This window comes from Variovorax sp. VNK109, from assembly GCF_049445855.1.
Lineage (GTDB): Bacteria > Pseudomonadota > Gammaproteobacteria > Burkholderiales > Burkholderiaceae_C > JAGOCV01.
This window is the reverse complement of sequence record NZ_JBMSDV010000002.1, coordinates 38,028-63,105: the sequence shown is the minus strand read 5'-3', so window position 1 is coordinate 63,105 and position 25,078 is coordinate 38,028. Positions and strand designations below refer to the sequence as shown.

The following is a 25,078-nucleotide window of genomic DNA, read 5'->3' as shown; positions in this document are numbered from 1 at the left end:
ACCGGACGCGCTGCCGTCCTGCTGTACCAACTCGAAGGAGAAACACCATGATCCCCAATCCGTTCAAGCGGCCTGCGCCGCACAAGCAACCGTTGTTCGCACCGAGTACGTTGAAGTTGAGCGAGAAGGTGCATTGGCTGGCCCGGCGAGGCCTGATCGACCCCTTGGCCTATGTCCAGCGCCATGTGCGCGGGGACTGGGGCGAGATCGATGAGGCCACACGCCAAGCCAACGACGTGGCGATCCAACAGGACAACCTAATGATCTCGCAGTTCAGGATCACGCCGGACCTGGCGCTGATCGTCAAGACCAGCGAGGACCACCAGACCACGGTGGTCCAGCTTCCCGAAGAGCGGGACCTGATCTGAGGCCCCACATCGTCATCCTCATCCACCTGACGGAGCCACTTCACTCCGGCAGGGGTGTCGTGGCTCAATGACTCATCAAGGAGGAGCCCATGGCATCGCATCGCATCGAAACCTACTGCCAGCGGCTGGCGTTCCCCATCGGGGCGCTCATCTTCAGCAGAGGTGTTGACCGCCTGGTCCGCGCGGGTCGCCTGGACCCGATCCCGTACTTCAGGCGCCACACCCGTGGCGACTGGGGCGACGTCAACATCCAGCAATGGCAGACGAACAGCAGCGCGCTTCAATCGGGCGCGTCGCTGGAATCGCACTACGTGATCCATCCGGGGCTCGCCATTCGCATCGTCACCGATTCGCAGCGCTGCGCAACCGTCATCGTGCTTCCGTCCGAAGACTGAGCACGGTTCACCTGCGGGCCGCCCAGGCCAGCACCTTCAACCACCCTCAGCCACGCGTCGATTCTCTTCCCACCACGGGGCATGCCATTGCCCCGCTGGGGGGTGGTGCATGCCCCATTTTTCTTTGGAGCATCACCATGTCCCTCGATCTCGAAACCACTGCCGCTGAATCCGCGCCCGTACAGGGCGAACTGCTCGACGCGGAATCTTCCCCTCTGACCCTGAGCCTTCAGGATTTTGTCGGCGAGTTCGGCGACGAACTACTCGACGCCCTCAACAGCGCTAATCCGCCGGTCTATACCGGCCAACCGCAGGCGCACCGGCAACTGGTGGTCGCCAGCCTCAAGCGCAAGCTGTTCCCAGCCCAGGCCGAAGTCGTCCACGCCGCCGCCGAGCTGCTGATCGACCGTGGCGAACGTGCTGCGATCGTCAATGGCGAGATGGGCTGCGGCAAGACGACCGTCGGCATTGCCACGGCCGCCGTGCTCAACGCCGAAGGCTATCGCCGCACTCTGGTGCTGTCGCCGCCCCACCTGGTTTACAAGTGGCGGCGCGAGATCCAGGAGACGGTGGCCGGTGCCAAGGTGTGGGTACTCAACGGGCCGGATACGCTCGTCAAGCTCATCAAGCTGCGCGAGCAGTTGGGCGTGCAGCCCACGGGCCAGGAGTTCTTCGTCCTGGGGCGCGTCAGGATGCGGATGGGCTTTCACTGGAAGCCTGTCTTCACCACGCGGCGCACCCGCCACGGCGACGTGGCGGCCTGCCCGGACTGCGGCACGGTCATCACCGACCTCGACGGCGAGCCGGTCAACCCGATCGCGCTCCAAGCCGAGGAGTGCCGCAGGAAGTGCGGCCACTGCGCCGCGCCCCTGTGGACACTGATCCGCCCGCGCAGTCTGTCCGGCAGCGACCAGTCCTCGGCCGTGCTCAAAGCCTTAAAGCGCATACCGACCATCGGAGAGGTCACCGCGCAGAAGCTGATGCAGAAGTTCGGTGACGGGTTCCTGGCGTCGATGCTCGGCGACAACATCCATGAGTTCATCAACCTCATGGATGGCAACGGCGAGCTGGTGTTTTCCGACCGTCAGGCCACGCGCATGGAACGTGCGATGGCCAACATGGAGTTCGGCTTTGGCGAGGGCGGCTATCAGCCGTCCGAGTTCATCAAACGCTACCTGCCGCAAGGCACGTTCGACCTGCTCATCGCCGATGAGGCACATGAGTACAAGAACGGGGGCAGTGCCCAGGGCCAGGCCATGGGCGTGCTGGCGGCGAAGGCTCGCAAGACCTTGCTGCTGACCGGCACGTTGATGGGCGGCTACGGGGACGACCTGTTCCACCTGCTGTTCCGAGCCCTTCCGGGGCGGATGATCGAAGACGGCTACCGCCCGACCACGAGCGGCAGCATGACCTCGGCTGCGATGGCGTTCATGCGCGATCACGGGGTGTTGAAGGACATCTACTCCGAGAGCACCGGCACGGCGCACAAGACGGCCAAGGGCACCAAGGTATCGGTGCGCACGGTCAAGGCCCCGGGGTTTGGCCCCAAGGGCGTGCTGCGCTGCATCCTGCCGTTCACGATCTTTCTCAAGCTCAAGGACATCGGTGGCAACGTCCTGCCGCCGTATGACGAGGAGTTCCGTGAAGTCGCGATGGACACGGCGCAAGCCGCGGCCTACCGCGATCTGGCGGGTCGGCTGACCGCGGAGCTGAAACAGGCTCTGGCGCGACGCGATACGACCTTGCTGGGTGTGGTCCTCAACGTGCTGCTGGCCTGGCCGGATTGCTGCTTCCGGTCGGAGACCGTGGTGCATCCGCGCACGCGCAACACCTTGGCGTTTGTCCCGGCTCAGTTCAACGAGTTCGAGATCAGCCCCAAGGAGCGTGAGCTGATCGACATCTGCAAAGCGGAGAAGGCGCAGGGCCGCAAGGTTCTGGCCTACACGGTCTATACCGGCACGCGGGACACCACGTCGCGCCTGAAGGTGCTGCTGGAGCAAGAAGGCTTCAAGGTGGCGGTGCTGCGCGCAAGCGTGGATGCCAGCCGCCGCGAAGACTGGATCGCTGAGCAACTGGATCGTGGCATCGACGTGCTCATCACCAATCCCGAGCTGGTCAAGACGGGATTGGACTTGCTGGAGTTTCCGACGATCGTGTTCATGCAGTCGGGCTACAACGTGTACTCGCTCCAGCAGGCGGCACGCCGCTCCTGGCGCATCGGGCAGAAGTTGCCGGTGCGCGTGATCTACCTCGGCTACGCCGGTTCTTCGCAGATGACCTGCCTGGAACTGATGGCCAAGAAGATCATGGTCTCGCAGTCCACCTCGGGCGACGTGCCCGAATCGGGGCTGGATGTCCTGAACCAGGATGGTGATTCCGTCGAGGTCGCACTGGCCCGGCAACTGGTCGCCGCCTGAACTTCACGCAATGCCGACGACCGAGAGGTCGTCGGCTCTTTTTTCAGCGCCTCGCAGCGTCAAATTGCACCTTGCCGTACACGCCTGGACAGTGATTCAGCGCTTTCCTTGCGCTCGCTGTAACGATCCACCAGATACGGCGCCACGTCGCGCGTGAGCAGCGTGAACTTCATCAGTTCTTCCATCACGTCCACCACGCGGTCGTAGTAGGCCGAGGGCTTCATGCGTCCGGCCTCGTCGAACTCCTGGTACGCCTTGGCGACCGAGGACTGGTTCGGGATGGTCAGCATCCGCATCCAGCGGCCCAGCACGCGCATCTGGTTGACGGCGTTGAACGACTGCGAGCCGCCCGATACCTGCATCACCGCCAGCGTCTTGCCCTGGGTCGGGCGCACCGCGCCGACCGACAGCGGAATCCAGTCGATTTGGGTCTTCATCAGGCCGGTCATCGCGCCGTGGCGCTCCGGCGAACTCCACACCATGCCCTCGGCCCATTGCACCAGTTCGTGCAGTTCCTTGACCTTCGGGTGATCGGCCGGCGCATCGTCCACCAGAGGCAGCCCGGACGGATTGAACAATCGGGTCTCGCCGCCCAGCGCCCGCAAGATGCGTGCGGCTTCTTCGGCTGCGAGGCGGCTGAACGAGCGTTCGCGCAGCGAACCATAGAGCAGCAGGAAGCGCGGCGCGTGCGTGGCCCGTGCCGGCGCGAACAGATGTTCGGTGTCCGGTTGCTGGAACAGCGCCGTGTCGATGTTCGGCAGGTCGAGACGAGATTCAGACACGGCGGCCGTCCTGATCGACCACCGGCTCGCCGTCTTCCTTGTTGAACGCGCCGCGCTGCGGCTGCGGCAGCAGGTCCAGCACGGCTTCCGAAGGCCGGCACAGGCGCGTGCCTAGCGGCGTGACCACGATAGGCCGGTTGATGAGGATGGGATGCTGGAGCATGAAGCCGATCAGGTCGTCGTCGCTCCACTTCGGGTTGCCCAGGTCGAGGTCGGCATAGGGCGTGCCTTTCTCGCGCAGCACGTCTCGCACCGGCACGCCCATCGCCGCGATCAGCGCCTGGAGCGTGTCGCGGTCGGGCGGCGTTTTCAGGTACTCGATGATGGTCGGTTCCTCGCCGCTGTTGCGGATCAGGCCCAGCACGTTGCGCGAGGTGCCGCAGGCTGGGTTGTGGTAGATCGTGATGGTGCTCATGGATGCCTCTTGGAGGTTACGAAGTGGTCGCGCGGCGTTCGTACCAGCCGCGTGAGCGATTGACCACGCGCACCACCAGCAGCATGACCGGCACCTCGATGAGCACGCCGACCACTGTTGCGAGTGCTGCGCCGGAATGGAAGCCGAACAGGCTGATGGCGGCGGCCACGGCCAGCTCGAAGAAGTTGCTGGCACCAATCAACGCGGATGGCCCAGCGACGCAGTGCTTTTCGCCCACCTGGCGGTTGAGCCAGTACGCCAGACCGGAATTGAAGAACACCTGGATCAGGATCGGCACCGCCAGCATGGCGATCACCAGCGGCTGCCGGATGATGGCCTCGCCCTGGAAGGCGAACAGCAGCACCAGCGTCAGCAACAGCGCGGCGATGGACAATGGGCCGATGCGTTCCAGTGCCCTGTCGAACACGGCCTGCCCCTTGCGCAGCAGCGCCCGGCGCCAGAGCTGGGCCAGGATGACCGGAATGACGATGTACAAACCCACCGACACCAGCAAGGTGTCCCACGGCACCGTGATCGACGACAGGCCCAGCAGCAGGCCGACGATGGGTGCGAAGGCGAACACCATGATGGTGTCGTTCAAGGCCACTTGCGACAGCGTAAATACCGGATCACCGCCAGTCAGCCGACTCCAAACGAAAACCATTGCGGTACACGGTGCAGCAGCCAGCAGGATCAGGCCGGCGATATAGCTGTCGAGCTGATCGGCGGGCAGCCAGTCGGCAAAGACGTGGCGGATGAAGATCCACGCCAGCAACGCCATTGAGAACGGCTTGACGGCCCAATTGATGAACAGCGTGACCCCCATGCCCCGCCAATGCTGGCGCACCTGGCCAAGCGCGGCGAAGTCCACCTTCAGCAGCATGGGGATGATCATTACCCAGATCAGCAGGCCGACCGGCAGGTTGACCTTGGCAATCTCCATGCGGCCGATGGCCTGGAATGCGGCGGGCGCGAACTGGCCCAGAGCGATCCCCGCGATGATGCACACCGCCACCCATAGCGTCAGGTAACGCTCAAAGCCGCTCATGGCGGAGTTTGCTGGCGCGGGGCCGGCAGTATCGGTTGCGCTCATCGGGCGGGCCTCACTGGCGGCCGATGTCGCGCAGTTCACGCTGCAACGACATGGCATCGAGACTCTTGATCGGAAGCGACAGGAACAACTCGATACGTCGGCGCAGCGTCATGGCGGTATCGAAGAACGCCTTGCTTTGTCGTTCCAGGGTGCCTTCCACGGCTGCCGGGTCAGGCACGCCCCAATGCGCCGACACCGGCTTGCCCGGCCACAGCGGACACGCCTCGCCGGCTGCGTTGTCGCAGACGGTGAAGATGAAATCGAACACCGGCGCATCGGGCTTCACGAACTCGTCCCAGCTCTTGCTGCGGTAGCCCGTTGTCGGAAGGTGCAGCCGCTCCAGCGTGGCGAGTGCCAGCGGGTGAACTTCGCCTTTCGGATGGCTACCTGCAGACCAGGCGTGAAACCGCCCTTGGCCCATGTCGTTGAGGATGCCTTCGGCGAGGATGGAGCGGGCCGAATTGCCCGTACAGATGAACAAGGCGTTGTAAGTGGTATCGGTCATGGTCAGCAGCAGGTCTTGGATGGAGAAACCTCGCATACGCCACCTTGGCAGCAATGCTCGGTCAGGTAACCGATCAGACCGTCCATGCGGCCGTACTCGGCGCGATAAATCAGGTTGCGGCCCTGCTGCTCGATGCTGACGAGGCCAGCATGGGCCAGTTCCTTCAAGTGGAAGGACAAGGTGTTGCGGGCCACGTCGAGCTGGTCAGCTAGCGTGCTCGGCGTCAGTCCGCCCGGGCCAGCAACGACCAAGGCGCGGAACACGCGCAGGCGCTGGGTGTGAGCCAGGGCGTTTAAGGCGGAAATGGCTTGATCCTCTTTCATGATTCGATAATACAACATTTATAGAATTAATGTGCAAACCACAGTTGGATTTGCGGGTTGCGCTATGTGTTGGACTGCAAAAGCGGGCACCCCCCAGTTCGCATTCCTGACTGACCGCGCAGCCGCGCGCAGCCAAGGTATCGGCATCGCAACAGAAGAGCCGATGCCATGCCTGCAATCCATGTATCCCGGTGTCTGGTCGGTACCAGCCTCCTGGCCGCAGCCTTGGCCAGCGGCTGCGCGACCACGCCACCGCCGCTGGCCGCCAGCACCGTCGAGGACGTCCCACCCGCGCCCGAGGCTGCACCGCCCGAGTTCATTCCCGTCGTGCGCTATGGCCGCTACACCCTGGTGGAGCTGGCGCCGATGGCGGCGCAGCGCGATCTGCTGGTGCAGACCATCGACGTGTCCATGCCCGAGGAGGTCCGCGCCACGGTCGGCGACGGGCTGCGGCATGTGCTCAAACGCAGCGGCTACCAGCTTTGCGAGACCCCGCATGCGGTGATCGAGCTGTACGCGCTGCCGCTGCCGGCGGCGCACTTGCATCTCGGCCCCATGACCTTGCGCGATGCACTGCTCACCCTGGCCGGTCCGGCTTGGGAACTGCACGCCGATGACCGGACGCGGCAGGTCTGCTTCGAGCGGCCTGGTCGCGACACCGGTGCCGAGCCGGTGTCCGAGCCGCCTGCTGCCGAGGCCGTGCAGACGTTCCCCTTTGCGGGAGGCCAGCCATGAACGCGGCACAGCCGCTCCGGCGCCCGACCGCCGCCGTGGTGTTGCAAAGCCTGCTCTGGCTTTGGCTGCTGGGTCTCAGTGTCTTCGCGATCCTGGGCCACCAGACGATGACCGATCAGGCCGACCAGCAGCAGCTCGATGTCCGGTTGCAGCGCCTCGAAGCCCAGGTGACCGGGCTGGCCGAGACCACGCGGGCCTTGCAGCAGCAGCCCGCAGCCGCCACCGCCGCAGGCCTGCAAGACGCTCGGCAGGCAATGGAGGCGCGCATCGTTCAAGCCGAACAGGCGCTGGGTGGCTATGCCACCGCCGAGGACGTTCAGGCGCTGCGTACCGAAGTCGAGCAGATCAAGGTGCGCCAAGCGACTGCGCGTGCAGCGGCGCCTACCCAGCGGCGCACCCCGAGCCAACCGGCCACCGCCAAGTCCGAACCGCCGCCGCTGCCATTTCGTGTCGTCGGCGCTGAGCTGCGCGCGGGTCAGCGCAGCGTGTCCGTCGCCCCGAGTGCCGGAGATTTCACGCCCGATCAGCTCCAGGTGCTGCTGCCGGGTGATGCGCTGGGTCCGTGGCGCCTGCAGGCGATCGAGGGCAATGCCGCGGTGTTCCAGGCCGGCGACCAGACCCGTCGCGTGGCGATTCCTTGACCGGAGCCCACCACATGAAGCCGTCGATCATCCTGTACGCGTTCCTGCTGGGCTCGATGCAGTTGCCCGCCTGGGCGCAGCAGCCCGCCACGACCCCCGCCCGCAATGCGCAGAGCCAGGAGCGCCCGCTGGCCGCCCGCATCCTGGACGACCGGGTGGCAGGCGAATGGGGCCTGCAACCGCAGGAATGGGCGCGCTATCGCGACTTGATGGATGGGCCGCTGGGCATCTACTCGCCAAATCTGGACCCGCTGTCCGCCCTGGGCATCGAGGCGCGCACCGACGAAGAACGGCGGCGCTACGCAGAGCTGCAGGTGCAAGTCGAAGCGCGCCGCGTGGAGAAGCTGCTCGCGTACCAGCGCGCCTACGACGAGGCCTGGCAGCGCCTGAACCCCGGCATGCAGCGGGTGAACCTGTCTGACGAGAGGCCAGGCGCCGCCGCTGCGCGGGGCAGCGGTCGCACGGCAGTGTTCATCAAGGACGGCTGCGCGGCTTGCGGGCAACTCGTCCAACGCCTGCAATCCTCGGGTGCCGAGTTCGACCTTTACATGGTCGGCAGCCGCCAGGACGATGCGCGCATCCGCGACTGGGCCAAGCGCGCCCAGATCGACCCGGCCCGGGTGCGCAGCGGCGGCATCACGCTCAACCACGACGGCGGCCGCTGGCTGTCGCTGAGCCTGCCCGGCGATTTGCCTGCGGTTGTGCGCGAAGTGAACGGCCAATGGCAACGCCAGCCGTAACGGCGCTGCTGCGCGCACTGGCGCTCACTGCGGGCCTGTTCGCCTGCGCCGCCCATGCCCAGGAGGTTCCGCCACCGGCCTACCAGCTTGCCGCACAGCGCGCGGGCATTCCCTCGACGGTGCTCTACGCCGTGGCCTTGCAGGAGAGCGGCATGCGACGCAATGGACGCATCGTCCCATGGCCGTGGACCCTGAATGTCGCCGGCCAGTCGCGGCGCTTCGCCACCCGTGCCGATGCCTGCGCCGGTTTGCAGCAGGCGATGCGATCTACGCCACCCACGCGCATCGACGCGGGCCTGGGCCAGATCAACCTGGGCTACCACCCGCACCGCTACACCCATGCCTGCGACTTGTTGGACCCGTACCGCAATCTCGCCAGCGCCGCCGAGATCCTCAAGGAGCAGTACACCCCCGGTGAAGACTGGCTGCTGGCCATGGGCCGCTACCACCGGCCCGCGGGCGGTGAGCCTGCCGCCCGCTATCGACGCAGCGTATCCCGACACCTCGCCCGCGTGCAGGGCACGCACTCAATCGCCACGGCGCGAGCCGTGCGTCAGGAGTCGACCCCATGACGAAACCGCTCTGGACCCTGCGGGGCCTGCTCGCGCTGCTGGCGGCGCTGCCGTTGGTCGCGCATGCCGCCGAACCGCTGATCGTGGTCGAGGACCGCGGCGGCGCGTCGGCGCTGCCGTACTACGAAGCGCTTAACCTGCAGCCACGCGCCAACAGCGCGTTGCGGCCTCCCATTCCGACGCCGCAGATTCCCGCCACCCCCGCTGACGAGGCAGCGATGCTGCCGGTACGCAGCGCGAAGCTGATGCCCGGCTTCGTCGCGCGGCGCGTGATCGAGGCACCGGGCCTGCGGCCTTTCGTGGTCATCGGCGACGATGAGACCTCGCAAGCCTGGCTGCGCCGTCACGCGGCGTCGCTGCACGACCGCGGCGCGGTCGGCCTGGTGGTCAATGTCGAGACCGCGCAGGCTTTGGCGCGGTTGCGCGCACTGGCGCCTGGCGTGCCGATGGCCCCCGTGGCCGGCGATGATCTGGCCGAACGCCTGGGCCTGCGGCACTACCCGGCGCTGATCACGGCGACCGGCATCGAGCAATGAGGCCATGTCGGGGAAACAGCCCGTCGAAGTCCTGTTGCGCCCAGCGGTGGAGCTATACACCGTCGCGGCATGTGCGGGCGCCGCGTTTCTGTCCCTGGTGGCCCCGTGGTCGCTCGCGCTGAGCCCAGCCATGGGCGTCGGTGCCGCACTGGCGTTCGGCGCCTATGGCGCGATCCGCTACCGCGATGCGCGGGTGATCCTGCGCTACCGCCGCAACATCCGGCGCCTGCCGCGCTACGTGATGACGAGCAGGGACGTGCCGGTCAGCCAGCAGCGCCTGTTCGTGGGGCGCGGTTTCCTGTGGGAACAGAAGCACACCCACAGGCTGATGCAGACGTACCGGCCGGAATTTCGCCGCTACGTCGAGCCAACACCGGCATACCGGCTGGCGCGACGCCTGGAGGAGCGGCTGGAGTTCGCACCGTTTCCACTGTCTCGCCTCGTACGGCTCACGGGCTGGGATGTGTCATTCAACCCCGTGCGGCCACTGCCACCGGTAGGCGGCCTGCCGCGATTGCACGGCATCGAACCCGACGAGGTCGACGTCAGCCTGCCACTGGGTGAGCGCGTCGGCCATTCGCTGGTGCTGGGCACCACGCGCGTGGGGAAGACGCGGCTGGCCGAGTTGTTCGTCACCCAGGACATCCGTCGCACGAATGCAGACGGTGAGCATGAGGTCGTGATCGTCATCGACCCCAAGGGCGACGCGGATCTCTTGAAACGCATGTACGTCGAAGCCAAGCGAGCGGGTCGCGAGGGCGAGTTCTACGTCTTTCACCTCGGCTGGCCCGAGTTCTCTGCACGCTACAACGCGGTGGGGCGCTTCGGACGCATCAGTGAAGTCGCCACGCGCATTGCCGGGCAACTCTCCGGCGAGGGCAACAGTGCAGCGTTCCGCGAGTTCGCATGGCGCTTCGTCAACATCATTGCGCGCGCATTGGTGGAACTGGGGCAGCGCCCGGACTACATGCTGATCCAGCGGCACGTAATCAACATCGACGCGCTGTTCATGGAGTACGCCCAACACTACTTCGCCAAGACCGAGCCCAAGACCTGGGAGGTGATCGTCCAGATCGAGGCCAAGCTCAACGAGAAGAACATCCCAAGGAACATGATCGGGCGCGAGAAGCGTGTGGTGGCGCTGGAGCAATACCTCTCCCAGGCGCGCAACTACGACCCTGTGCTCGATGGCCTGCGCTCGGCGGTGCGCTACGACAAGACCTACTTCGACAAGATCGTTGCATCGCTGCTGCCGCTGCTGGAAAAGCTCACCAGCGGCAAGATCGCCCAACTCCTGGCGCCGAATTACTCCGACCTGTCTGACGCGCGCCCGATCTTCGACTGGATGCAAGTCATCAGGAAGCGCGCCGTGGTCTATGTCGGCCTGGATGCGCTGTCGGATGCTGAAGTCGCCGCGGCGGTCGGCAACTCCATGTTCTCCGACCTGGTGTCGGTAGCCGGGCACATCTACAAGCACGGGATCGACGACGGCCTGCCGGGTGCCTCGGCTGGCACGCGCATTCCCATCAACGTCCATGCCGACGAGTTCAACGAACTGATGGGCGACGAGTTCATCCCCCTTATCAACAAGGGCGGCGGTGCCGGGCTGCAGGTGACCGCGTATACGCAGACGCTCTCGGACATCGAGGCCCGCATCGGCAACCGCGCGAAGGCCGGCCAGGTGATCGGCAACTTCAACAACCTGTTCATGCTGCGGGTTCGGGAAACCGCCACCGCGGAATTGTTGACCCGTCAATTGCCCAAGGTGGAGGTCTATACCACCACCATCGTCTCCGGCGCGACCGATGCCTCGGACATCCGCGGGACGACGGACTTCACCAGCAACACGCAAGACCGCATCAGCATGTCGAGCGTGCCGATGATCGAGCCATCCCACGTCGTCGGCCTGCCCAAAGGCCAATGCTTCGCGCTGCTGCAGGGTGGTCAGCTCTGGAAGGTCCGGATGCCACTGCCAGCGCCTGACCCCGATGAAGTGATGCCGGCGGACTTGCAGCAACTGGCTGGGTACATGCGTCAGAGCTACAGCGAGGCCACGCAATGGTGGGAGTTCACCAGTTCCCCAGCCTTGCAGGAGGCTGCCTTGCCCGACGACCTGCTGGATGACGCCGCTCCGGCCGAGCCTGACGCGGTGGCCACCGGCGCCGACGACAGCACCGGCGAGGCCGCACCATGAAGGATGCCGCCTCGACCGCGCAGCGGGAGCAGAACCAGCGCCAGGGGCTGATCGTCGGCACCATCACCTTGCCGTTCAGGCTGCTCGGGGTGCTGATCGGTTCGCTGCTGTTCTCGATCGTGGTGGAGTGCGTCGGCATGCACCTGTTCTGGAAGGACCAGGGCTGGCGCCACTCCCAGCAGATGCTGCAGTACGAACTCGGGCACCTGTCGAACCACTTCACGCGCAGCGTGGTGGTGCAGGAGCCCGGGCGCACGGCGCACGAGCTGGTGGATACCGGGTACGGGTGGGTGTTCGTGCGCTCGGGGTTGCTGGAGCGCATGAGCCAGACCGCCGAGCGCGCCCGTGCGCCCAGCCGCGAGCCGACGCGCAACTTCCGCTATTACATCAGCCAGGCCTATGTCTGGGCCGAGAGCTACCTGATCGCCGCGGCCTTCACGACGCTCACGTTCCTCGTGCGCCTGCTGGTCCTGGTGCTCACGCTGCCGCTGATCCTCACTGCGGCATTCGTCGGCCTGATCGACGGCCTGGTGCGGCGGGACGTGCGGCGGTTCGGCGCGGGCCGGGAATCCGGCTTCATCTACCACCGCGCGAAAGCGAGCCTGATGCCGCTGGCCGTGCTGCCCTGGATCACCTACCTCGCGCTGCCGATCTCGGTGCATCCGCTGCTGATCCTGCTGCCCAGCGCAGCCTTGCTGGGACTGGCCGTGAGCCTGACCGCGGGCAGCTTCAAAAAGTACCTCTAGGCCATCAATCCGGTCGCTTCCGGGTTCCTATTGTTTGCGGCCTGAAACAGCCCTGATCTCCACGATCAACCCATTGCTGATCACACAGGAATGGCGCGATGTTGGCTTCGATCTGGCTGCGCGCCGCGCATCGCGGCGTGCCCACTTTTCTCGTGACGGCCCTCGTGCTGGGCCGGTCCCCGATGGCCTTGGCCGAGTCCCCGGCGCAGCGCCAGGAGTTGGTCGCCGCGCTGCGCCAGCTCGACGCGCTGGAACGCACCGTCGCGGACAGCGCCGCGCATACCCCCATCACACCGGGCGAGCGCTACCACTTCGATTACCCGCGGCTCCAGGCTGACTTGGCGCGCGTGCGCGCCGGCATCCAATTTCACCTGACGCCATCGCGCGCTCAACCGCGCGCCCCCTCCGAACTGGCCGGCGAATACCGCACCGAACGGGCGACCGAGCCGCTGCCGGCGACGACTGCGGAGGGCAAGCAATGAACGGCGCCCAGGTCTCGGCATTTCAAGCCAACAGCGGTATCGCGCCTTCCGCGATGGCGACCGTTCTGGTCGGCGTCGTGTTCGCGGTCCTGCTCGTGTGGGGCGTCTGGGCCATCCGAACGGCCTACGTGGGGTGGTCCGAGAGCCGCCTCAACCAGCGCCAGTTCCTCGGCGTCTGCATCCGCTTCGTCGCGATGTACCTCGTCCTGAGTTTCTTCCTTCTGTCCTGACCTGAAAGGCCCGACCATGCACAACCGCAACCTCACTTCCCGTTTTGCCCAGCGCGCCGCCGTGGCCCTGGGCGCCGCCGCGCTGCCGGCGCTGTCGTTCGCGCAAGGTCTGCCGCAATTGGAGAACCCCACGCGCGGCACCGGCAACGGCATCATGGAGACGATCCGCAACTACGGCTACGACATCATCATGCTCGTGGCCCTGCTGGTGGTGGCGTCGATGTTCATCGGCGTCTGCTACCACGCCTACGGGACCTACGCGGAGATCCACACCGGCCGCAAGACGTGGGGCCAGTTCGGCCTCACGGTCGCTATCGGCGCCGTGCTGCTTGTGATCGGCATCTGGCTGCTCACCGAAGCCACCGGCATCCTGTAAGCGAGGCCGGTATGTCCGAGCAGCAGCACGTCCGTGCGGACGGAACGGTCACCTTCCTTCCGCACCGGCTCAACCGCCATCCCGTTGTGGTGCGCGGCCTCACCGCTGACGAACTCTGGATTTGCTGCGGCCTGTCCGGTGCCGCCGGCCTGCTGGTCGGCGCGCCGCTGTCCTGGGTGTTCCGCACGATCGCGCTGGCGCCGACCTTCGTCGTCCTGGGCGTGGCGCTCGGCGTCTTCATCGGCGGCGGCATCCTGCGCCGCCTCAAGCGTGGGCGTCCCGACACCTGGCTGTATCGGCAACTGCAATGGCGCATCGCCACGCGCCATCCGCTGATGGCCGGCTGGGTGGGTGGCCATGTGCTGATCTCGCGCTCGGGCTTCTGGTCCACCCGCAGGAGCATGCGATGAGCCGCTTCAAAAACGAGATCACCCACCTGCAGGCGCACATCAAGACCTTGCGGCTGGCCGCGGGCGCGCTGGTCGTCGTCGCCCTGGTCATGGGCGGCGGCTGGTGGAGCGCGCCGCGCGACCTGACCATCCACGTCCCGCCCGACCTGCGCTCTGGCAGTACCCGCAAGTGGTGGGAAGTGCCGCCCGAATCGGTCTATGCGTTCACGTTCTACGTGTTCCAGACGCTGAACCGCTGGCCAACCAATGGCGAGGAAGACTACTCGCGCAACCTCCACACGCTCTCGCCGTACCTCACCCCGTCCTGCCAGGCCTTCCTGCGGGCGGACTATGACTACCGCCGCTCCACGGGCGAGCTGCGTCAGCGCGTGCGCGGCATCTACGAGATTCCCGGCCGCGGCTATGGCGACGACCCCACGGCGCGCGTGCGCACCGTGTCCGATCGCGACTGGGTGGTGACGCTGGACATCACGGCGGACGAGTACTACGGCGCCGAGCAGGTCAAGCGCGCCCTGGTGCGCTATCCGATCAAGGTCACGCGGGTGGACGTCGATCCCGCCCGTAACCCGTTCGGCCTGGCGCTGGACTGCTACGACGGCGCGCCCCAGCGCATCAGTGCACCGGAGCCGACGCGCCCGGCGCCGAGTGGCCTGTCTCCGCAAGCGCCTCAAGGAGGAAACACCCCATGAAGCACCCTGTACTCGCGCTGCTGGGGCTACTGGCCGTGGCCGCGGCACCCGTCGCCCATGCAGTGGAAATCCTGCGCTGGGAACGCATGCCACTGGCAGTGCCGCTGAAGGTCGGTCAGGAACGCATCGTGTTCATCGACCGCAACGTGCGCGTGGGCGTGCCCGCGGGCGTGGGCGAACGCCTGCGCGTGCAGAGTGCGGGGGGCGCGGTGTACCTGCGCGCCAGCGAGCCGATCGAGCCCACGCGGTTGCAACTGCAGGACGCCGACACGGGCGCGCTGATCCTGCTGGACATCGCAGCCGAACCACCCAAGGACGGGGAAGCCGAGCTGGAGCCGGTGCGCATCGTCGAGGGTGACAGCGCACCGGGACGCTATGGCGAGCAGGCCGACAGTGCCGAGGCCCCGGCACGCGCCCAGGGCCAAGCAGGTGCGCGGACCGCGCGGCGCGAAACTCCGGTCCCTGTCGTGCTGACGCGCTTCGCCGCGCAGAACCTCTACGCACCGCTGCGCACCGTCGAGCCGCTTCCGGGCGTCATGCGGGTCAACCTGCCCCGCGACCTCGACCTGGACACACTGATGCCAACGCTGCCCGTGCGCGCGGTCGCACTCGCGTCGTGGCGCCTGGAGGACCAGTGGGTCACTGCCGTGCGCCTAACCAACGGCAGCGGCGGCTGGATCACGCTCGACCCGCGCGTGCTGCAAGGCGATTTCCTCACCGCCACCTTCCAGCACGAGGCGCTGGGCCCGCGCGGCACGCCCGAGGACACGACCGTCCTGTACCTGGTCACGCGCGGCCGCGGTCTCGCGCAGTCGCTGCTGCCGGCGATTCACCGCTTCGACCCGGCCGTGCATCTGCCGCAGCCGGACGGCGACGAGAACACCAAGGAGGCCCGCCATGCGCAGTAACGGCCTGCTCAAGTGGCTGATGATCCCTGTTGCCATCCTGGTGCTGTTCGTCGGTATCCGGCTGTTCTCGGGTGGAGGCAGCACGGCGCCACCCGCGGCGGACAACGGCGCCCAGCTCACGCCCGATGAAATGAAGGCGCTGGGCATCGAAGGCGACACCCCGCGCGACACCGTGGCGACGCTCGTTGCCCAAGTGAAGCAGTTGCGCACCGAGCTTCAGACCGCGCTCTCGGACAACAAGTCGCAGCGTGAAGAGAACCAGCGACTGCGCCAGCGCGAGAACTCCATCGACCAGCGCATCAACTCGGCGCTCGAATCCGAGCGGTCCAACCTGCGCCGCGACCAAGAGCAGGCGGCCAGCGCGCGCCAGCAGACCGAAGGGCTGCTCGCCGACCTGCAGCGGCGTCTGGACAGCATCGGCGGGCGCGGCGGCGGCCATGCGGACCTGCCCGTGGGCCTGGGGCTGCAGGGCGGCGACGAGGCAGGCATGGAGGGCGGCGTGCGGTGGGTCGAGCCGGACGACGCAAAGCCCGCCGAGGGGCGCAACGGGGGGCGTGGCGCGAGCGGCGGCATGAGCTTCCCCACGAGCTTCGGCCCGGCGCAGAGCACGCTCGAAACCACCGCGGAAACCGTGGCCAACGCGGGCGCCCGCGCCGCCGGGGTCAAGAGTGCCAAGCCGGTCTACACCGTGCCGACCAACTCCACGCTCATGGGTTCGGTCGCCATGACAGCGCTGATCGGCCGCGTGCCGATCGACGGCACGGTCAACGATCCCTATCCGTTCAAAGTTCTGGTCGGGCCGGACAACCTGACCGCCAATGGCATCGACATTCCCGACGTGGCCGGCGCCGTGTTCAGCGGCACCGCTTCGGGCGACTGGACGCTCTCGTGCGTGCGCGGCCAGGTGCGCAGCATCACGTTCGTCTTCCACGACGGCACGATTCGCACGATCCCCGAAGACCGCGAGGGCAACCAGCAGAACAACCAACAGCGCGATGGCTTGGGCTGGATCAGCGATCCCCACGGCATTCCTTGCGTCAGCGGCGAGCGGCGCAGCAACGCCCAGCAATACCTCGGCTCGCAGGCCCTGATCACCGCGGCCGGCGCCGGTGTGGCCTCACTCATCGAGAGCGACAGCGGCCGCATGTCCTATGTCGGCTCGGACGGCTCCATCGGCACCGTGGGCATCACCGGCCAGGAAGCGGTCGGCCAGATTCTGGCGGGCGGCGTGCGGGACATGTCGGCCTGGGTCAACAAGTTGTACGGCCAGGCGTTCGCCGCCGTCTATGTCCAGCCCGGCGCCAAGGTTGCCGTCCACCTCGAAAAGCCGCTCGCCATCGACTTCGATCCCGAAGGCCGCAAGGTCGATCACCGCGCAGGAGAAAGCCATGCACTCGAACTTGACTAACCTGGCCCGTGGCCTGGCACTGGCCCTGGCCGTCGCGGTGCTTGGCGGCTGCGCCACCAGCAAGGAAAAGCTGCTGACCCACGGTGACCGCACGATGATGGACATCTGGCAGCAGGAGGCCGGCGACGGCGGTGGCGCAGCCGGACGGAACGCCGGCCGCCAGCTGCTCGATGCGCGCCAGAGCCTGCGTCGGCCCCTGACCGACGCCGACGTGCAGGTCGCACCCGTCGAGCAGATGCGCTACACGCGCACCGCGCGCAATGAGGTCCACCGCCAGTTCCAGCGTCTGCCCAATCCCGATCTCGTCATGTACGTGTATCCGCACCTGGCGGGCACGGACCCCGTGCCGGTGCCGGGCTACACGACGGTCTTCCCGCTCAACCAGCGCATCCAGTACGCCATGCCAGGCGAGCGCGTGGAGGCCTACTGATGCGGTGGAAACTTCCCTGGCCTAAGCCGGCCGCGCCGAAGCTGGCCGCATCCGGCGCTGGTGATGATGAGCAGCCGGACGGCTGGCAGCGCCACGTCGAGGCCTTGCGGCAGGTCGGCATCCCCGAACCCGGCTCGGCAGTCCGGGGCCGCAAGCCGGCGACGGAGGCCGACGAGCAGGCGCTGTACGACGTCGCACCGTCCTTCGTGGAACTGCTGCCCTGGGTGGAGTTCTTGCCCGAGTCGAAATCGATGCTCCTGGAGGACGGCCAATCGGTGGCCGCCTTCTTCGAGCTGGTGCCGCTGGGGACCGAGGGCCGGGAACCCGGCTGGCTCGCGCACGCCCGCGACGCCTTAGAAAACGCGCTCCAGGACAGCTTCGATGAACTGGACGAGAACCCCTGGGTGTTGCAGCTCTACGCCCAGGACGAACCGAGCTTCGACCAGTACATGCAGACGTTGCGCGACTACGTGCAGCCGCGCGCCCGTGGCACGGTGTTCACGGAGTTCTACCTGCGGTTCTTTGCCCACCATCTGCGCGCGGTGGCCAAGCCCGGTGGCTTGTTCCAGGACACGGTGGTCACACGCTTGCGCTGGCGCGGCCAGACGAGGCGTGTGCGCATGGTCGTCTATCGCCGCGTGACCGGACAAGGACAGGGCCAGGCAAACCGCCGGGGCCAGACACCCGAGCAGATGCTGAACATCGTCTGCGACCGCCTGTGCGGCGGGCTGGCGAACGCCGGCATCCAGGCTCGCCGCCTGGGTGCGGCAGACGTCCATGACTGGCTGCTGCGCTGGTTCAACCCGCGTCCGACGCTGCTCGGGCCTGGGGTCGAGGACCGGGAGCGCTTCTATGCGTTCGCGCGCTACCCCGCCGACACCGAGGCTGGCGAGATCGAACTGGCGAGCGGGCGGGATTTTAGCCAGCGGCTTTTCTTCAGCCAGCCACGCTCGGACGTGGAGCATGGCACCTGGCACTTCGACGGCATACCGCACCGTGTGTTGGTCACTGACCGGCTGCGCATGCCGCCCGGAACGGGACACCTGACTGGCGAAACCCGCAAGGGCGATGCGATCAACACGCTGTTCGATCAGATGCCCGAGGACACGACGATGTGTCTGACCATGGTGGCGACGCCCCAGGACATTCTCGAATCGCACCTGAACCACCTGGCGAAGAAGGCAGTCGGCGAAACACTGGCATCGGAGCAGACGCTCAAGGACGTGCAGGAGGCGCGCTCGCTCATCGGCAGCGCGCACAAACTCTACCGCGGCACGCTGGCCTTCTATCTGCGCGGACGCGACGAAGCCGAGCTTGACCGGCGCGGTCTGGACCTCGCCAACGTGATGCTCAACGCGGGGTTGCAGCCCGTTCGCGAGGACGATGAAGTCGCGCCGCTCAACAGCTATCTGCGCTGGCTACCGTGCTGCTACAACCCCGCGCAGGATCGGCGAAACTGGTTCACCCAACTGATGTTCGCCCAGCATGTGGCGAATCTCTCGCCGGCGTGGGGTCGCAGCCAGGGTACGGGCCATCCGGGCAACACGTTCTTCAACCGCGGTGGCGGGCCGATCACGTTTGATCCGCTGAACCGCTTAGACAGGCAGATGAATGCCCATCTATTCCTGTTCGGCCCCACCGGCTCGGGCAAGAGCGCCACGCTCAACAACCTGCTGAACCAGGTCACGGCCATCTACCGGCCGCGCCTCTTCATCGTGGAAGCCGGCAACAGCTTCGGGCTGTTCAGCGGCTTCGCCAGGCGCCTGGGCCTGACGGTGAACCGGGTCAAGCTGGCCCCCGGATCGGGCATCAGCCTGGCACCGTTCGCGGATGCCCGCCGGCTGATCGAAACACCCAGCGACGTGCAGACGCTCGATGCCGATGCGTTGGACGAAGACCTGCCACCGGATGCCTCGGTCATGGAGGCAGACGAACAGCGTGACGTGTTGGGCGAGTTGGAGATCACGGCACGGCTGATGATCACCGGCGGCGAGGACAAGGAGGAAGCCCGGATGACGCGGGCCGACCGTTCGCTGATCCGCCAGTGCATCCTCGACGCCGCCGAACACTGCGTGGCTGAGAAGCGCACGGTGCTCACTCGCGACGTGCGCAACGCGCTGCGCGCCCGCGGTCAGGACTCGACGCTTCCCGAGATGCGGCGCATGCGGCTGCTGGAGATGGCGGACGCGATGGACATGTTCTGCCAAGGCACCGATGGCGAGATGTTCGACCGCGATGGCACGCCGTGGCCCGAGGCCGACATCACGCTGGTGGATCTGGCGACCTATGCCCGCGAGGGCTACAACGCGCAGCTCTCCATCGCCTACATCAGCCTGATCAGCACGGTGAACAACATCGCCGAGCGCGACCAGTACCTGGGTCGTCCGATCATCAATGTGACCGACGAAGGCCACATCATCACGAAGAACCCGTTGCTCGCGCCCTACGTCGTGAAAATTACCAAGATGTGGCGCAAATTGGGCGCCTGGTTCTGGCTGGCGACCCAGAACATCGACGACCTGCCGCGTGCCGCAGAGCCCATGCTCAACATGATTGAGTGGTGGATCTGCCTGTCGATGCCGCCCGATGAGGTCGAGAAGATTGCACGCTTCCGTGAACTCTCACCAGCGCAGAAAGCGCTGATGCTTTCTGCGCGCAAGGAGGGGGGGAAATTCACCGAGGGCGTGATCCTGTCGAAGTCGATGGAAGTGTTGTTCCGCGCGGTGCCGCCGAGCCTTTACCTCGCGCTTGCGCAGACCGAACCCGAGGAGAAGGCCGAGCGCTACCAGCTCATGCAGCAATACGGCTGCACCGAGCTGGAAGCCGCCTTCAAGGTGGCCGAGAAGATCGACCAGGCACGCGGCATCGAGTCGCCCGCCTTGGAACTGTCGTAAGCCGGAGAACGCCATGGAACACAAACATCCTTCCATCCCGATGCAGGTGCAGGCGTTCCGCCGTCGGCGCTGGGGGACCCGCTGGCCGTGGGCGTTGGCTGCAGTGCTGGTTGCGCTGCTGCTGATCTGGCTCGTGTCCCGTTCGCCAGGCGGGTCCACACCTCAGACTTCGGCGCCAGTCAGCGAGACACAGGTGGCAGGGCCTCCGTGGCAGATGGGCAATCCGGAAGGTCGTTTCACACTGACGCTGTACGCGGACCTCGAATGCCCGTTCTGCCGGTCCTATTTCCCTGTGCTCAAACGTTGGGTGGCCGGCAATGCCGACGTGGCCTTGCAATGGCACCACCTGCCGTTGGCCGCACATGAACCGGCCGCTTCTGCCGAAGCGCGTCTGGCGGAATGCGCCGGCGAAGCCGGCGGGCATGCCACCTTCTGGCAAGCCGTCGAGTGGGTATATGCCCACACGCGCAGCGACGGCCAGGGCTTGCCCGAGGACCTGCGCTACCCCGACCTGACGCCAGCCATCGAGCAGTGCATCGCGAGCGAGCGGCCCGACGCGGCGATTCGTACCCAAACTGCGGAAGCCACGAACAGCGGCGTGACCGCCACGCCGTCGCTGCGGCTGCACGATCGCGAAAGCGGCAAGGCGATCCTGCTGCAGGGTCCGATCGAGGGCGATGCCTTGCTGTCAGCCATGGACATGCTCGCCGCCGGCGATCCCGCCACCACACCCACATCGGAAATGCCTGCCGACGTCGTCGGCGACATGCCCAGGTAGCCCCGGTCTTCAAGGCTACGGCGCAGTCCGCTGCGCTGACCGCAACCCGTTCGCCTCGCGTCCTGGCCGCGAACGATCACCGCTACCGCGGTGATGGATGCACCTTGTTCGTTCCCCAGGAGGGCTTGCCCTCCCAGGGCGCGCGCCCTCCGATCTCACCGTCTGGAGGTTCGCCATGTCTTTCGTCGTCAATGACTCCTACCTGGAGTCGCTTTCCGCCATCGCTACCCAACACGAGGACTGGATCATCCAGCAAGCCATCGTGCTGCTGGAGAGACGGATCTTCAAAGCTGGACCGTGCCTCAGCCGACCGGCCGCTGTGCGGGACTACCTGCGTCTGAAACTGGTCGCTGAGCCCAATGAGATATTCGCCGCTGTGTTCCTGGACAGCATGCACCAGGTGCTGGCCTACGAGCCGTTGTTCAGGGGCACGATCAACTCGACATCGGTCTATCCGCGTGTCGTCGCGCAGCGTGTGCTGGAGTTGAATGCCGCCGCGGTGGTCTTCAGCCACCAGCACCCCTCGGGCATCTCCGAACCGTCGAGCGCGGATCGCATGCTGACCCAGCAACTGCAGGTCGCGCTGGCGCTCATCGATGTGCGGGTACTGGACCACATCATCGTCGGCCAGGGTGCCCCGTTCTCCTTTGCGGAGTCCGGCCTGCTGTAAAGGTTGCACTGCTTCGTTGATCAGCGCGGAGGCTTCGGCCTCCGCTTTTTCTTCGCAGCGACGCAAGCAGGTATGCGGGGTGGCCGCGATGCGCATTGTTTGTTGGGGCCGCGTGGGGTTCGGCGTTTGACTATGGCCCTGATCAACTTCCGGGGCGCATGACATGCCAGCAGCTTTTACCCGGTTCGCACCAGGCTGGCGAACCCTTGGCCTGGCCGTGGCGCTGCCGGCATCTCTGGCCGTGTTCAGCCCGGCCACCTTCGCCGCCGACGTGGTGGTCGTCACCGACAGCCGCCACCCGGTCAAGACCGCCGGCGGCGAGCGGCTGATCGAGTTGGACGAAGCGCCCCGGATCGAGGCCGAGCTTTCCGCGGATCTGCCGGCCGACCCCGAGCGGGCAGCAGCCATCGTCCGGCAACGACTGAACCAAGGCGGCACCGATCTTCAGCGCCGCATCGGCACCGCCTACCAGGGCGTCGCCGATGCATGGAGCCTGGGCGTCGCCGCCATCCCGGCCGTCGTGGTAGATCAACGCTATGTGGTCTATGGCGAGCCGGACGTGGCCCGGGCGGTGTCCCGCATCGAGCAGTACCGGAGGACGCAGCCGTGACCCATCGCCCATTCGACTTGCTGCGCCGCCTGCGCGTCGCCGTGGCCTCGCTGCTGTTGGTCAGCGCCACCGGCAGCTACGCCCTGAACACCGCCACCATCGTGTCCTCCGTCATGTCGCCGGACTGCCTGGAATACCGGGTGGTGGGCATCTGCTACTGGCTCTACTGCACCTGGACGGGCTGCACGGTGCGCACGTCCACCAAGGTCCGGCACTACGTGCCCGATGCGGTCGTCTCCAGCTACAGCAACACCGGGGAGAACCCCTGGGTCGAAGTGCAGGCGATGAGCACGCCCAACCCATCCGCACAGGCAGGTGGGGATGGGACCACGAACGAAGACCACGAAAACAACCTCGCCAAATTCAAGAACAGCGATGTCATCGGCCATCCTGGCGGCGAGGTATTCAACCAGTTCGCATCGTCGTCGGGCTATTTCTGCCAAGGCGCGGGCACGGCCTTCATGCCGTATCTACTCAGCACGCTGGACACGCTGGCTTGGCGCTACAACGTGCCTGAAATGGCCTACCCGGAGGCGTTGATTCCGGGCATGCGCGAGGTCGGTGCGCGCACCACGATGAATCTCTGGGGCAACGTCTATCCGCGCGGCGGCTTCCTGCACCAGACCGACGACCAAAAATCCGGGGCTGTGGTGGCCCAGCGCGCGGGCGATGTCGTCACGCGCCGCGGGCAGATCCACGTGTACCAGCCGCTGCTTGCCAACGCCCGCGACGGCTACTGGCCGGCCGGCGAGCTGATGGAGGGTGATGCCTCTACGGGCAAGTGGCAGGAGCTGACGCCGCGCCTGTCCAACACCTGCGTGGTGTTCCCGCACAGCGGCACGCTGACCCAGGCCCAGCAAGGCGACTACGCCTGGGCGCTGTGGCGTCCCTATGCGTGCTGCGAACGCCGCGGTCAGGTGTTCCTGGGCAGCGTCGATTTCCTCTGAGGTGCCACGATGAAGCGTCCTGAACCGATGAACCTTTCCGCCAAGGCGTGCCGCCTGCTGCGCCCGACGGCGCTGGCCGGCACGCTCGCTCTGGTCTGCGGCATGGCGTGGGCGCAGGTCGGATACCAGAACAGCGGCCCCGTCCTCGGCGATGACGTCATGTACTCGATCGGCGGTGGCAGTGCGGTGTCCATGGGCCGCGCGGCCGGCATGCGTTCCATCGGGGTCGGCGTGGGGTGGAACAGCAACCTGATCTGCGGCGACATGAGCATCCAGACCACGCTGCGCAATCAGCTTAACGGCATCACGAACGGCTTTCAGCAGATCATGAGCAACGTGATCCAGAGCGCGACCAGCGCGGTTGCATCGCTGCCGGCGCTGATCATTCAGCGCGCCGATCCGGGCCTGTACAACCTGCTGACTAACGGCGTGCTGCAGGCGCGGCTGGACTTCGACCGCTCCAAGCTGACGTGCCGCGCCATGGCGGAGAAGATGGCCGAGACGGCGGGTGGCCAGCTTGGCTGGAGCCAGATGGCCGAAGGCATGGCCCTGCGTGACGCGGTTGGCAGCAACGATGCCGTATCGGCCGTCGAGCAGGCCGAGACGCGCCGCGGCAACGACGGCGTGCCCTGGGTGGGCGGCAGCAATGCCGGTGGCGCGGGCCAGTCCGCCATCCGGGTGGTCGGCGACGTCACCCGCGCGGGCTACAACCTGGTCAACGGTCGCGGCGTGACGGACACCTCCTCCATCGCGTCCACCAGTTGCGCGAGCCTGTCCTGCCAGACCTGGACGTCGCCGCAGCAGGCGACCGAATGGGCCACGCGCGCCCTCGGAGAGCAGGTGCAGCGCACGTGCGACTCCTGCACTAAGACCGAGACGGTGCCCGGCGTCGGGCTGACGCCGCTGATCCAGGAGGAGTACGAAGCCAAGCTGGAGGTCTTGCAGGAGCTGGTTTCCGGCACGCGTAATACCACCTTCGAGAACTTGCGCGAGGCCGGCAGCACGTCGCTGCCGATCACCCGCGGCGTGATCGAGGCGCTGCGCGACGAGCCGGACCAGGACCTGCTGGCGCGGCGCCTCGCGTCCGAAGTGGCGCTGTCATCGGTGCTGGAGAAGGCGCTCCTGCTCCAACGCACGCTGCTCACGGGCAAGAAGGAGCCCAACGTCGCAGCCAACGAACTTGCGGTGCAGGCCGTGAACCATGAGAGCGACACGCTCGACCGGGAGATCCGCAACCTGAAGACGGAATTGGAGCTGCGGCGCGAACTGGCGAACAACTCGCCGATGGCCATCATCCAGCGCCACGGCACGCGGGCGGCCGGCTCGCGCGGCATCTACGAGGGCGATCCGGTACCCGACCGCCTTGACCAGTTGCAGAAGGGCAATCCCGGAGCCAGGCCATGAACGCGGAGCGCATGGCCTGGCGCCCCTTGCGCTGGCTCTTCAGCCGGCGCGCGGCGACGGCGCTGCTGTGGGCGGTGGTGCTCGTCGCCGCTGCGGTGGGTGCCAACATCGCCGGCATCTACCTGGTCGGCAGCGTGGCCGGATGGGAGCGGTGGCTCGCGGCCGCATCGGGCTACTTCTTCGTGTGGCGGCTGTGTCTGTACGGGGCCACGGTTTACGGGTGGCTCTGGATGCGCCGCCGGCTGCTGGCGCGCGAAGACCAGGACGGGGCAGATGGGCAGGCACGGCGCCGCCTGATGCGCAGCGAGATCGCGGGCGTCGTCGCCATCGTCGTGCTGGAAGCCAGCTTGTTGATGCAGGCCGCTTGAGGGGATCGAGGC

30 protein-coding genes are annotated in these 25,078 nt (G+C 66.6%); 25 read left to right on the top strand and 5 right to left on the bottom strand.

The annotated features are described in order from the left end of the window. Nucleotides 1-47 precede the first annotated feature (47 nt). The 3 genes from ACO2Q9_RS07805 to ACO2Q9_RS07795 all read left to right on the top strand — a co-directional run bounded on the left by ACO2Q9_RS07805 (nt 48) and on the right by ACO2Q9_RS07795 (nt 3,180). The gene (locus tag ACO2Q9_RS07805; RefSeq protein ID WP_003116818.1) at nt 48-368 is read left to right on the top strand and encodes a hypothetical protein; all 321 of its coding nucleotides are present in this window, start codon (nt 48-50) and stop codon (nt 366-368) included. Between the two features lie 89 nt (nt 369-457). After that, a complete protein-coding gene (locus tag ACO2Q9_RS07800; RefSeq protein ID WP_003116817.1) occupies nt 458-763 on the top strand; it encodes a hypothetical protein in 306 nt (101 codons plus the stop codon). Between the two features lie 137 nt (nt 764-900). Continuing rightward, nucleotides 901-3,180, top strand: coding sequence for a helicase-related protein (locus ACO2Q9_RS07795; RefSeq protein ID WP_013391793.1), 2,280 nt, complete (start codon nt 901-903; stop codon nt 3,178-3,180). A gap of 59 nt (nt 3,181-3,239) precedes the next feature. Here ACO2Q9_RS07795 and arsH read toward each other — a convergent pair whose 3' ends face one another. Genes arsH through ACO2Q9_RS07770 form a run of 5 tightly spaced genes read right to left on the bottom strand, consistent with a single transcriptional unit; the run spans nt 3,240 to nt 6,316 of the window. Further along, entirely contained in the window at nt 3,240-3,962 is a 723-nt protein-coding gene (arsH, locus tag ACO2Q9_RS07790) for an arsenical resistance protein ArsH (protein ID WP_013391794.1), read from the bottom strand. After that, complete coding sequence (gene arsC / locus ACO2Q9_RS07785) at nt 3,955-4,377, bottom strand: arsenate reductase (glutaredoxin) (protein ID WP_013391795.1); 423 nt, start codon at nt 4,375-4,377, stop codon at nt 3,955-3,957. Before arsC ends, arsH begins: the two co-directional genes overlap by 8 nt. Nucleotides 4,378-4,393: 16 nt before the next feature. Continuing rightward, nucleotides 4,394-5,470, bottom strand: a complete 1,077-nt coding sequence (gene arsB / locus ACO2Q9_RS07780; RefSeq protein ID WP_013391796.1) for an ACR3 family arsenite efflux transporter — start codon at nt 5,468-5,470, stop codon at nt 4,394-4,396. A gap of 10 nt (nt 5,471-5,480) precedes the next feature. Beyond that, nucleotides 5,481-5,975, bottom strand: a complete 495-nt coding sequence (locus ACO2Q9_RS07775; RefSeq protein ID WP_013391797.1) for an arsenate reductase ArsC — start codon at nt 5,973-5,975, stop codon at nt 5,481-5,483. Between the two features lie 2 nt (nt 5,976-5,977). Continuing rightward, nucleotides 5,978-6,316, bottom strand: coding sequence for an ArsR/SmtB family transcription factor (locus ACO2Q9_RS07770; protein WP_013391798.1), 339 nt, complete (start codon nt 6,314-6,316; stop codon nt 5,978-5,980). 150 nt (nt 6,317-6,466) lie between these two features. On the opposite strand from ACO2Q9_RS07770, the gene ACO2Q9_RS07765 reads away from it, so the two are divergent. From ACO2Q9_RS07765 to ACO2Q9_RS07660, 22 genes are all read left to right on the top strand, one after another. After that, nucleotides 6,467-7,033 (top strand): PilL N-terminal domain-containing protein, encoded by a 567-nt coding sequence (locus ACO2Q9_RS07765; RefSeq protein ID WP_013391799.1) that lies wholly within the window; start codon nt 6,467-6,469, stop codon nt 7,031-7,033. After that, nucleotides 7,030-7,674 carry a hypothetical protein gene (locus tag ACO2Q9_RS07760; protein WP_013391800.1) on the top strand — a complete coding sequence of 215 codons (645 nt, stop codon included), beginning with the start codon at nt 7,030-7,032 and terminating at the stop codon, nt 7,672-7,674. The genes ACO2Q9_RS07765 and ACO2Q9_RS07760 overlap by 4 nt, the downstream gene beginning before the upstream one ends. Nucleotides 7,675-7,688: 14 nt before the next feature. Beyond that, the gene (locus ACO2Q9_RS07755; RefSeq protein ID WP_013391801.1) at nt 7,689-8,414 is read left to right on the top strand and encodes a TIGR03759 family integrating conjugative element protein; all 726 of its coding nucleotides are present in this window, start codon (nt 7,689-7,691) and stop codon (nt 8,412-8,414) included. Continuing rightward, nucleotides 8,396-8,986: a transglycosylase SLT domain-containing protein gene (locus ACO2Q9_RS07750; protein ID WP_013391802.1), complete on the top strand. Its 591-nt coding sequence runs from the start codon at nt 8,396-8,398 to the stop codon at nt 8,984-8,986. Before ACO2Q9_RS07755 ends, ACO2Q9_RS07750 begins: the two co-directional genes overlap by 19 nt. Beyond that, on the top strand, nt 8,983-9,522 hold the full coding sequence (locus ACO2Q9_RS07745) for an integrating conjugative element protein (RefSeq protein WP_013391803.1): 540 nt from the start codon (nt 8,983-8,985) through the stop codon (nt 9,520-9,522). Before ACO2Q9_RS07750 ends, ACO2Q9_RS07745 begins: the two co-directional genes overlap by 4 nt. Nucleotides 9,523-9,526: 4 nt before the next feature. After that, a complete protein-coding gene (gene traD / locus ACO2Q9_RS07740) occupies nt 9,527-11,716 on the top strand; it encodes a type IV conjugative transfer system coupling protein TraD (RefSeq protein ID WP_013391804.1) in 2,190 nt (729 codons plus the stop codon). Further along, the gene (locus ACO2Q9_RS07735) at nt 11,713-12,462 is read left to right on the top strand and encodes a TIGR03747 family integrating conjugative element membrane protein (RefSeq protein WP_013391805.1); all 750 of its coding nucleotides are present in this window, start codon (nt 11,713-11,715) and stop codon (nt 12,460-12,462) included. Before traD ends, ACO2Q9_RS07735 begins: the two co-directional genes overlap by 4 nt. Before the next feature lie 98 nt (nt 12,463-12,560). After that, a complete protein-coding gene (locus tag ACO2Q9_RS07730; protein ID WP_013391806.1) occupies nt 12,561-12,944 on the top strand; it encodes an RAQPRD family integrative conjugative element protein in 384 nt (127 codons plus the stop codon). Continuing rightward, nucleotides 12,941-13,174: a TIGR03758 family integrating conjugative element protein gene (locus ACO2Q9_RS07725; protein WP_003050225.1), complete on the top strand. Its 234-nt coding sequence runs from the start codon at nt 12,941-12,943 to the stop codon at nt 13,172-13,174. The genes ACO2Q9_RS07730 and ACO2Q9_RS07725 overlap by 4 nt, the downstream gene beginning before the upstream one ends. A 16-nt stretch (nt 13,175-13,190) precedes the next feature. Next, complete coding sequence (locus tag ACO2Q9_RS07720) at nt 13,191-13,550, top strand: TIGR03745 family integrating conjugative element membrane protein (RefSeq protein WP_003090173.1); 360 nt, start codon at nt 13,191-13,193, stop codon at nt 13,548-13,550. 11 nt (nt 13,551-13,561) lie between these two features. Next, a complete protein-coding gene (locus ACO2Q9_RS07715) occupies nt 13,562-13,960 on the top strand; it encodes a TIGR03750 family conjugal transfer protein (RefSeq protein WP_003050133.1) in 399 nt (132 codons plus the stop codon). Next, on the top strand, nt 13,957-14,649 hold the full coding sequence (locus tag ACO2Q9_RS07710) for a PFL_4703 family integrating conjugative element protein (RefSeq protein ID WP_003116810.1): 693 nt from the start codon (nt 13,957-13,959) through the stop codon (nt 14,647-14,649). The genes ACO2Q9_RS07715 and ACO2Q9_RS07710 overlap by 4 nt, the downstream gene beginning before the upstream one ends. After that, the gene (locus tag ACO2Q9_RS07705; protein WP_003116809.1) at nt 14,646-15,557 is read left to right on the top strand and encodes a TIGR03749 family integrating conjugative element protein; all 912 of its coding nucleotides are present in this window, start codon (nt 14,646-14,648) and stop codon (nt 15,555-15,557) included. The genes ACO2Q9_RS07710 and ACO2Q9_RS07705 overlap by 4 nt, the downstream gene beginning before the upstream one ends. Continuing rightward, complete coding sequence (locus ACO2Q9_RS07700; RefSeq protein ID WP_003116808.1) at nt 15,547-16,965, top strand: TIGR03752 family integrating conjugative element protein; 1,419 nt, start codon at nt 15,547-15,549, stop codon at nt 16,963-16,965. The genes ACO2Q9_RS07705 and ACO2Q9_RS07700 overlap by 11 nt, the downstream gene beginning before the upstream one ends. Then, on the top strand, nt 16,946-17,395 hold the full coding sequence (locus tag ACO2Q9_RS07695) for a TIGR03751 family conjugal transfer lipoprotein (protein WP_003116807.1): 450 nt from the start codon (nt 16,946-16,948) through the stop codon (nt 17,393-17,395). Before ACO2Q9_RS07700 ends, ACO2Q9_RS07695 begins: the two co-directional genes overlap by 20 nt. Further along, nucleotides 17,395-20,289: a conjugative transfer ATPase gene (locus ACO2Q9_RS07690; RefSeq protein ID WP_034022491.1), complete on the top strand. Its 2,895-nt coding sequence runs from the start codon at nt 17,395-17,397 to the stop codon at nt 20,287-20,289. The genes ACO2Q9_RS07695 and ACO2Q9_RS07690 overlap by 1 nt, the downstream gene beginning before the upstream one ends. Nucleotides 20,290-20,302: 13 nt before the next feature. Continuing rightward, complete coding sequence (locus ACO2Q9_RS07685; RefSeq protein ID WP_003116805.1) at nt 20,303-21,067, top strand: DsbA family protein; 765 nt, start codon at nt 20,303-20,305, stop codon at nt 21,065-21,067. A 175-nt stretch (nt 21,068-21,242) separates the two neighbouring features. Next, the gene (locus tag ACO2Q9_RS07680; RefSeq protein WP_003116804.1) at nt 21,243-21,737 is read left to right on the top strand and encodes a JAB domain-containing protein; all 495 of its coding nucleotides are present in this window, start codon (nt 21,243-21,245) and stop codon (nt 21,735-21,737) included. A 163-nt stretch (nt 21,738-21,900) separates the two neighbouring features. Then, nucleotides 21,901-22,347: a TIGR03757 family integrating conjugative element protein gene (locus ACO2Q9_RS07675; RefSeq protein WP_003116803.1), complete on the top strand. Its 447-nt coding sequence runs from the start codon at nt 21,901-21,903 to the stop codon at nt 22,345-22,347. After that, entirely contained in the window at nt 22,344-23,294 is a 951-nt protein-coding gene (locus ACO2Q9_RS07670) for a TIGR03756 family integrating conjugative element protein (RefSeq protein WP_003116802.1), read from the top strand. The genes ACO2Q9_RS07675 and ACO2Q9_RS07670 overlap by 4 nt, the downstream gene beginning before the upstream one ends. Before the next feature lie 9 nt (nt 23,295-23,303). Continuing rightward, nucleotides 23,304-24,698: an integrating conjugative element protein gene (locus ACO2Q9_RS07665; protein WP_013391809.1), complete on the top strand. Its 1,395-nt coding sequence runs from the start codon at nt 23,304-23,306 to the stop codon at nt 24,696-24,698. Further along, nucleotides 24,695-25,066, top strand: a complete 372-nt coding sequence (locus ACO2Q9_RS07660) for a hypothetical protein (RefSeq protein ID WP_013391810.1) — start codon at nt 24,695-24,697, stop codon at nt 25,064-25,066. The genes ACO2Q9_RS07665 and ACO2Q9_RS07660 overlap by 4 nt, the downstream gene beginning before the upstream one ends. The last annotated feature ends 12 nt before the right edge of the window (nt 25,067-25,078 follow it).

Coding starts and splice junctions, on each gene's coding strand:
- ACO2Q9_RS07805 (WP_003116818.1), top strand. CDS start 48: ATGATCCCCAATCCGTTCAAGCGGCCTGCGCCGCACAAGCAACCGTTG.
- ACO2Q9_RS07800 (WP_003116817.1), top strand. CDS start 458: ATGGCATCGCATCGCATCGAAACCTACTGCCAGCGGCTGGCGTTCCCC.
- ACO2Q9_RS07795 (WP_013391793.1), top strand. CDS start 901: ATGTCCCTCGATCTCGAAACCACTGCCGCTGAATCCGCGCCCGTACAG.
- arsC (WP_013391795.1), bottom strand. CDS start 4,377: ATGAGCACCATCACGATCTACCACAACCCAGCCTGCGGCACCTCGCGC.
- arsB (WP_013391796.1), bottom strand. CDS start 5,470: ATGAGCGCAACCGATACTGCCGGCCCCGCGCCAGCAAACTCCGCCATG.
- ACO2Q9_RS07775 (WP_013391797.1), bottom strand. CDS start 5,975: ATGACCGATACCACTTACAACGCCTTGTTCATCTGTACGGGCAATTCG.
- ACO2Q9_RS07770 (WP_013391798.1), bottom strand. CDS start 6,316: ATGTTGTATTATCGAATCATGAAAGAGGATCAAGCCATTTCCGCCTTA.
- ACO2Q9_RS07765 (WP_013391799.1), top strand. CDS start 6,467: ATGCCTGCAATCCATGTATCCCGGTGTCTGGTCGGTACCAGCCTCCTG.
- ACO2Q9_RS07760 (WP_013391800.1), top strand. CDS start 7,030: ATGAACGCGGCACAGCCGCTCCGGCGCCCGACCGCCGCCGTGGTGTTG.
- ACO2Q9_RS07755 (WP_013391801.1), top strand. CDS start 7,689: ATGAAGCCGTCGATCATCCTGTACGCGTTCCTGCTGGGCTCGATGCAG.
- ACO2Q9_RS07750 (WP_013391802.1), top strand. CDS start 8,396: ATGGCAACGCCAGCCGTAACGGCGCTGCTGCGCGCACTGGCGCTCACT.
- ACO2Q9_RS07745 (WP_013391803.1), top strand. CDS start 8,983: ATGACGAAACCGCTCTGGACCCTGCGGGGCCTGCTCGCGCTGCTGGCG.
- traD (WP_013391804.1), top strand. CDS start 9,527: ATGTCGGGGAAACAGCCCGTCGAAGTCCTGTTGCGCCCAGCGGTGGAG.
- ACO2Q9_RS07735 (WP_013391805.1), top strand. CDS start 11,713: ATGAAGGATGCCGCCTCGACCGCGCAGCGGGAGCAGAACCAGCGCCAG.
- ACO2Q9_RS07730 (WP_013391806.1), top strand. CDS start 12,561: ATGTTGGCTTCGATCTGGCTGCGCGCCGCGCATCGCGGCGTGCCCACT.
- ACO2Q9_RS07725 (WP_003050225.1), top strand. CDS start 12,941: ATGAACGGCGCCCAGGTCTCGGCATTTCAAGCCAACAGCGGTATCGCG.
- ACO2Q9_RS07720 (WP_003090173.1), top strand. CDS start 13,191: ATGCACAACCGCAACCTCACTTCCCGTTTTGCCCAGCGCGCCGCCGTG.
- ACO2Q9_RS07715 (WP_003050133.1), top strand. CDS start 13,562: ATGTCCGAGCAGCAGCACGTCCGTGCGGACGGAACGGTCACCTTCCTT.
- ACO2Q9_RS07710 (WP_003116810.1), top strand. CDS start 13,957: ATGAGCCGCTTCAAAAACGAGATCACCCACCTGCAGGCGCACATCAAG.
- ACO2Q9_RS07705 (WP_003116809.1), top strand. CDS start 14,646: ATGAAGCACCCTGTACTCGCGCTGCTGGGGCTACTGGCCGTGGCCGCG.
- ACO2Q9_RS07700 (WP_003116808.1), top strand. CDS start 15,547: ATGCGCAGTAACGGCCTGCTCAAGTGGCTGATGATCCCTGTTGCCATC.
- ACO2Q9_RS07695 (WP_003116807.1), top strand. CDS start 16,946: ATGCACTCGAACTTGACTAACCTGGCCCGTGGCCTGGCACTGGCCCTG.
- ACO2Q9_RS07690 (WP_034022491.1), top strand. CDS start 17,395: ATGCGGTGGAAACTTCCCTGGCCTAAGCCGGCCGCGCCGAAGCTGGCC.
- ACO2Q9_RS07685 (WP_003116805.1), top strand. CDS start 20,303: ATGGAACACAAACATCCTTCCATCCCGATGCAGGTGCAGGCGTTCCGC.
- ACO2Q9_RS07680 (WP_003116804.1), top strand. CDS start 21,243: ATGTCTTTCGTCGTCAATGACTCCTACCTGGAGTCGCTTTCCGCCATC.
- ACO2Q9_RS07675 (WP_003116803.1), top strand. CDS start 21,901: ATGCCAGCAGCTTTTACCCGGTTCGCACCAGGCTGGCGAACCCTTGGC.
- ACO2Q9_RS07665 (WP_013391809.1), top strand. CDS start 23,304: ATGAAGCGTCCTGAACCGATGAACCTTTCCGCCAAGGCGTGCCGCCTG.
- ACO2Q9_RS07660 (WP_013391810.1), top strand. CDS start 24,695: ATGAACGCGGAGCGCATGGCCTGGCGCCCCTTGCGCTGGCTCTTCAGC.